The sequence below is a fragment of the Chitinophaga sp. genome, assembly GCF_035564935.1.
Lineage (GTDB): Bacteria > Bacteroidota > Bacteroidia > Chitinophagales > Chitinophagaceae > Chitinophaga.
On record NZ_DATMTE010000603.1, the window covers coordinates 1 to 5939 of the forward strand.

Consider the following 5939-nt stretch of genomic DNA (forward strand, 5'->3'; position numbering starts at 1 on the left):
AGATGTATACTGCCCTGTTGCGCCAGCCGTTGCAATTCCGCGCCAGGCTTTACATCAGGGTTATCTGCAATAATGTAATAGTTGAACTCCCATCCGCCGGGTTTAGGCAAATGGATCAATGGAAGCAAATATTGCTCATCCAGCCGGAAGGTGGGAATGATGATATCAATAGAATCTGTAATCCCTGACATAGGGCGCGAAGATAAATAAGATTTATTGCTTATCTGCGGTGATATGCATAAATAAAGGGGTGGCAAGACTACCTCCCCCTTAATATTTTAACCATATCCTATGAAAAACCTGATACAAAGATATATTCATGGCCGTTAGTGGCCCACCTTATTTTGTGAACGTATTATAATTCCCCGTGAATGCATGAAATCAGCCGGCCTTAACCGGTAGTTAACAAAATAATAAGCGTGGACACAACCCTTCCATTAATTACCTAATGTTTTCAGTGCGAGATAAGACATCAGGCCGGCGCCGGTTTCCAGCGCTTTTTCATCGGCATCGAAGGTGGCAGTATGTAAACCGGAAACAATGCCCCTGTTTTCATTGCGAACACCCAGGCGGTAAAAGCAGGCATCGGCCACCTGGGAATAGGAAGCAAAATCCTCCGCTGCCATCCAGATGTCCAGGTCTTCCACCAGTTCTTCCCCCAGGTAATCCACTGCATGTCCCCTGCTGGCTGCCGTTAGCTTATCTTCGTTGATCAGCACAGGATATCCTCTTTCTATTTTAATATCACAAGAGCCTTCCATGCTTTCTGCTATGGAGATGGCCATTTTTTTAATTTTCTCATGCGCCGCGCTGCGCCAGGTTTCGTCCAGCGACCGGAAAGTCCCTTCCAGTTTCACTTCATCAGGGATCACATTACTTGCCCCGTTGGCATGCATCTTTCCGAAGGTAAGTACAGACGGCAGTAAGGGGTTCGCCCGGCGGCTCACAATCTGCTGCAGGGCTATTACCATATGACAGGCAATAACCACCGGATCGATGCCCAGGTGCGGCATGGCCCCATGCCCGCCCTTCCCTCTCACTGTAATGGAGATTTCGTCGTTACTGGCCATATAGCGCCCGGAACGGAAGCCCACTTTACCAACGGGCAGCTCCGGCATCACGTGCTGCCCCAGGATATGCTGTGGCCGGGGATTTTCCAGCACTCCCGCCTTGATCATCAGGCTGGCCCCGCCAGGGATCACTTCTTCCGCCGGCTGGAAAATAAACTTCACCGTCCCGCAAAACTCCTCTTTCATGCGGCTCAGGATGCCCGCCACGCCCAGCAATGATGCAGTATGCACATCATGGCCGCAGGCATGCATAACGCCCTGGTGCTGTGAGCGGTAAGGCACTTCGTTCAGCTCCGCGATGGGCAGGGCGTCAATATCCGCCCGCAGGGCCACCACTTTGTCCGACGGCCCCCCGCCCCCCTGCAATAAAGCAACAATACCGGTATCAGCCATCCTTTCATAGGAGATTCCCAGGGAACGCAACCTTTCCTCTATAAAAATTGCCGTCTGGTATTCCCTGTACGAAAGTTCTGGATGGGTGTGCAGGTGGCGACGGTTGGCCGTTGCCTCCTCCAGCAGCCCGCTGGCTAATTGCCGGATTCTTTCTTTAAGCATGTGGCAGAAGTTTTTTATAAACTTCAAGTATACAATTTTTTATCCGGTCAAACAGCATCACAGTTTGCTCCAGCTTCTCAGTTTATACCCATAAAACGCATAGAATATCAGGTAGAGATAACAGGGGAACAATACCCAGTAAGCCAGTCGTACATTATACGCATCCGCCGCCAGCCCGTATACTACCGGCAACATAGCATTGCCGCATAAACCCATGATCATCACGGATGCCCCCAGCTTGGTAAACCGGCCCAATCCATCCAGCGCCAGCGGCCATATGCCCGCCCATACCAAAGAATTGGCAAATCCCAGCAATACCACAAACCAGATGGAGATATCTGTTACATGCCCCAGGAACCTTACTTCCCCATGCAGGTATATAATGCCCAGCGTAAATAAGGCGCCAAGAATGGTACATACTCTCAGGGCATTGGCCTGGCTGATCACCCGGGGGATCAGCGATATACCCAGCAGGTAACCGCAAATGGTAACGAATAACGTATAGGAAGGAAATGTTTTTGCTTCCAGCAGGGGAATATGCATAGAACCGGCATACCCGATAATTGTGTCAATGGCCACCACCTGCGTGCCTACATGTAAAAATATAGCCAGCGCCCCCAGGATCAGGTGGGGAAACTGGAATATGCTGGTTTTGCCCGCATTGGCGCTTGCCACCACCGCATCCTCATGCTCCGTGTCAATTTCCGGTAACGGAGATAAGCGCACTAAACACCCCAATCCAAACAATACCACCGATACTACCCCATAAGGCACTATTACCCTTCTTATCAGCGCATCCAGTACCTCGTTGCGCGCATCGCCGGTCATAGTGGCCAGCTCTTTGAACAAATCGCCGTCCGTGGCTTTCAGTATCACCGCTGCAAAGATCAGCGGCGCCACAATGCCGGCCCCCTTGTTGCAGATACCCATAATGCTGATACGCGCTGCTGCACTCTCTTTCGGGCCCAGGATGGTAATGTAGGGATTTGCCGCCGTTTGCAACACCGCAAGCCCGAGACCAATGATAAATAAACCTGCCAGGAACACCTCGTAAGTACGCGTATAAGCTGCGGGTATAAATATCAGCGCGCCCAGCGACATCACCCAGAACCCCATCATCATACCCTTCTTGAAACCCACCGCCTTCAGCAGGTAGGAAGCCGGCACCGACATAAAAAAATAGGAGATATAAAAGGCAAAAGCCACCAGGTACGACTGGAAATTGCTCAGTTCACAGGCAATCTTGAAATACGGGATCAATATGGCGTTTACCCAGGTCACAAACCCGAATACAAAAAACAATAAACCCACAATGAGTATCGATATCACGGTATCGCGCCGGCTAAGGGATCCTGCTGCTACAGTAGCTGTTTGTTGTTTCATGCTTGGTTATTTAGTTATTCCAATCGCTTTGCTATCGCCAATGCGCGGGTAGTGGTGTAATACTTTGCCAGCATACCCGGTATTTCCCAGGCAGGCATTTTGCCGGATGTAACATATACCAGGAACTGCTGCATCACTTTTGCAAACAACCGCTCATGGCCCTTTACCAGTGGCTCCGGTATTATTACTTCCCAACCGTGCGCACTTTCTTTCAGTGCAATCCCGGGATATTTTTGCGCCAGTGTATGAAAGGCCGCTTTCATTTCCGCTGTATCTGCTGATAATGGACGGATATACAGTACCGGTTGATACGCCTGTTCCTTATCCTGCAGTATCATCAGCTCGGCTTTACTGCCACGCAGCAGTGAATAATGCGTATCTCCGCCGCCGGCAGGCGCTTCATTATCCCATTGCACGGTAATACGCGCATGTACGCCACGGATGGTGTAGTCGAATGAGCCGTTTGCATATACTTTCAAACCGCCGTTTGCATCCGTCATCTCCTTCAGTGCAGGCGCAAACTGCGGCTCCCCGGTAATGGCGCTGTATTGCTGCAGGCTCATTACCGTAGGCCAGGTGGTAGCGGTATCTACATAAATATCTTTCTTATAATCCAGTACCTGTTCAGGAAAACAGGTCCACTGTACCAGGTCTGCCAGGTGGGTGGTTACATCCGTGATCCCTTCCCCCTGCTGTTTTACATCCATGTACCACGAAGGACGGATCAGTGTTTTGCCCGCCACTGTTTTCTTAAAATGATGCACACTTTTTTTGATCACTGAAGGATGACCTGCAGCGCCCTTTTCCAATGTACCAAACAGGCCCGGCAGCTGCGACAGCTCCCGCTGCAGGAGGTTGTGAATTTCATAACGCTCCGTCATCACATCATACAGCTGCACTTTATGGGCCGCAGCAGCCGCAAAGGATGCCTCTAAAGCCTCAAAACCCGCTGTGTCAATAGCCATCGGCTTATCTGCCAGCACATGCATACCCGCATGTACCGCGCTGCTGATATAAGCTGGCTTCAAACGGTTGTTGCCCGCCAGCACTACGATGTTCCCCGGATCGCATTGCAACATCTTTTCCAGGTAGCTGTTACCGGTATATACATCGGTATCCCAGTGAACCGCGGGGAGTTGCTGCCTGTTAAAAGCAGCTACCCTTTCAAGGTACTGCTTTACTTCGGGCCCCTCCGGCGCAAATACCTTTATCATGGCATCCACCCCGGGGTACATCTGTTGCAGCACCAGCAAAGCGTGGAAATGGCCGGGATCAAGTGCTATCAGCTGCATAGACTTCTGTGTTTTAGAGCATGACAACAACAATGCAGCCATGCCGATAAAGATAATGTTTTGACTTATCCGGTTATTTTTTTTCATTGAGAACGTTACCGGTCCCGAACAGGCCAACTGAAAAGACGGTACGCCGGCTGCACTAAACCGGCCACCACAAAAACATTGTAAAAACTCCCGGATTCCTTTATATTTAGTCCCTGTTTCCGGCCGGAAGGCCCCGAAACAAGGATTTTGCAGTTTATAAGATTAAAATAATGGCGATCAATTCCCGTTTTATTACAAAAAATTCCGATCAATGACCGTGACAAGAAGAGCTGCCCTCAGGCAGCTGCTGTATGTTTCAGCCGGTATGGCCATATTGCCTGCCTGCCTTCAACATACCAGCAGAACATCCTTAACATTAAAGAATATTGCGGTAGATGGCGACCAGGAAAAGATGCTGGCAGAACTCGTGGAAACGATCATCCCTGCCACTTCCACACCGGGTGCAAAGGAGCTGTCGGCCCACCTGTTTACCCTCATTATGATGGATGATTGCTACAAAAAGGAAGACCAGCAGAAATGGCTCAGTGGTATGAAAGCATTTGAACAGGCCGGTAAGAAATTAAACGGGCATAGCTTCGTCGACAGTACGCCGGCACAGCGGGAAGCGCTACTCAAAACCTTCGAAGCCGCTAAAGACGATAAAGACGACGCCGCTTTTTTCTATCGCGCTACCAAACGCCTCACCATCCAGGCGTATACCAGCTCCAAATATTTCCTTACCAAAGTAAATGTTTATGAACTGGTACCTGCGCGATTCCATGGTTGCGTACCGCTGAAACCCATTACCCGGAAGCTTGCCTAACTATTAATTGTATGAGTAAAGATAATACCAGCCTGCAAAACCGTACGTTCGATGCCATCGTTATTGGCTCCGGCATCAGCGGCGGATGGGCAGCAAAAGAATTTACAGAAAAAGGATTGAAAACACTGGTGCTGGAAAGAGGCCGTGATGTAAAACACCTGAAAGACTATCCCACTACCAGCCAGTTTCCCTGGGAATTTCCCCACCGTGGCCAGGTACCGGAAGCCATAAAAGATGCCAACCCGGTGATCAGCCGTTGCTACGCCTATAAAGAAGATGCCATGCACTTCTTTGTGAAAGATACCGACCATCCTTATGGCCAGCCCAAACCGTTCGACTGGATCAGGGGATACCAGGTAGGCGGAAAGTCGCTGATGTGGGCCCGGCAAACACAACGCTGGAGCGACTTCGACTTTGAAGGACCTGCCCGCGACGGCTTCGCCACCGACTGGCCTATCCGTTATAAAGATATCGCGCCATGGTACAGCTACGTGGAAAAATTTGTGGGCATCTCCGGAAACAAAGATGGTTTACCGCACCTCCCCGATGGAGAATTTCTGCCTCCTATGGAGCTTTCCTGCGTAGAAAACTATTTTAAGGATTTCGTAAAAGATAATTATAAAGACCGGCAGGTGATCTATGCCCGTTGCGCCCACTTAACACAGCCGCAGCAGGTGCACCTTGATCAGGGCCGCGGGAAGTGCCAGAACAGGGTGCTTTGCCAGCGGGGATGCCCTTTTGGCGGCTACTTCAGCAGCAACTCCTCCACTATTCCCTGGGCAGAAAAAA

At 50.3% G+C, this 5939-nt stretch carries 5 protein-coding genes and 1 pseudogene; 2 read left to right on the top strand and 4 right to left on the bottom strand.

The features are described from left to right. The 4 genes from VN105_RS15315 to VN105_RS15330 form a co-directional block, all read right to left on the bottom strand. The coding region (locus VN105_RS15315; RefSeq protein ID WP_325642398.1) for a hypothetical protein at window positions 1-191 on the bottom strand (191 nt) is incomplete at its 3' end. 246 nt (window positions 192-437) lie between these two features. Then, the gene (locus tag VN105_RS15320) at window positions 438-1625 is read right to left on the bottom strand and encodes a M20 family metallopeptidase (protein ID WP_325642400.1); all 1188 of its coding nucleotides are present in this window, start codon (window positions 1623-1625) and stop codon (window positions 438-440) included. 57 nt (window positions 1626-1682) lie between these two features. Next, complete coding sequence (locus tag VN105_RS15325; RefSeq protein ID WP_325642402.1) at window positions 1683-3008, bottom strand: sugar MFS transporter; 1326 nt, start codon at window positions 3006-3008, stop codon at window positions 1683-1685. A 14-nt stretch (window positions 3009-3022) separates the two neighbouring features. Continuing rightward, on the bottom strand, window positions 3023-4300 hold the full coding sequence (locus VN105_RS15330) for a putative oxidoreductase C-terminal domain-containing protein (RefSeq protein ID WP_325642404.1): 1278 nt from the start codon (window positions 4298-4300) through the stop codon (window positions 3023-3025). A 298-nt stretch (window positions 4301-4598) separates the two neighbouring features. Between VN105_RS15330 and VN105_RS15335 the strand changes: the two genes are divergently transcribed. Continuing rightward, window positions 4599-5150 (top strand): gluconate 2-dehydrogenase subunit 3 family protein, encoded by a 552-nt coding sequence (locus VN105_RS15335; protein WP_325642405.1) that lies wholly within the window; start codon window positions 4599-4601, stop codon window positions 5148-5150. Window positions 5151-5161: 11 nt separating this feature from the next. Continuing rightward, window positions 5162-5939: pseudogene (locus VN105_RS15340) on the top strand (GMC family oxidoreductase); the annotation flags it as partial.

Bases quoted from the DNA above. Each gene is read 5' to 3' on its own strand.
- VN105_RS15320 (WP_325642400.1), bottom strand. From the start codon at position 1,625: ATGCTTAAAGAAAGAATCCGGCAATTAGCCAGCGGGCTGCTGGAGGAG.
- VN105_RS15325 (WP_325642402.1), bottom strand. From the start codon at position 3,008: ATGAAACAACAAACAGCTACTGTAGCAGCAGGATCCCTTAGCCGGCGC.
- VN105_RS15330 (WP_325642404.1), bottom strand. From the start codon at position 4,300: ATGCAGCTGATAGCACTTGATCCCGGCCATTTCCACGCTTTGCTGGTG.
- VN105_RS15335 (WP_325642405.1), top strand. From the start codon at position 4,599: ATGACCGTGACAAGAAGAGCTGCCCTCAGGCAGCTGCTGTATGTTTCA.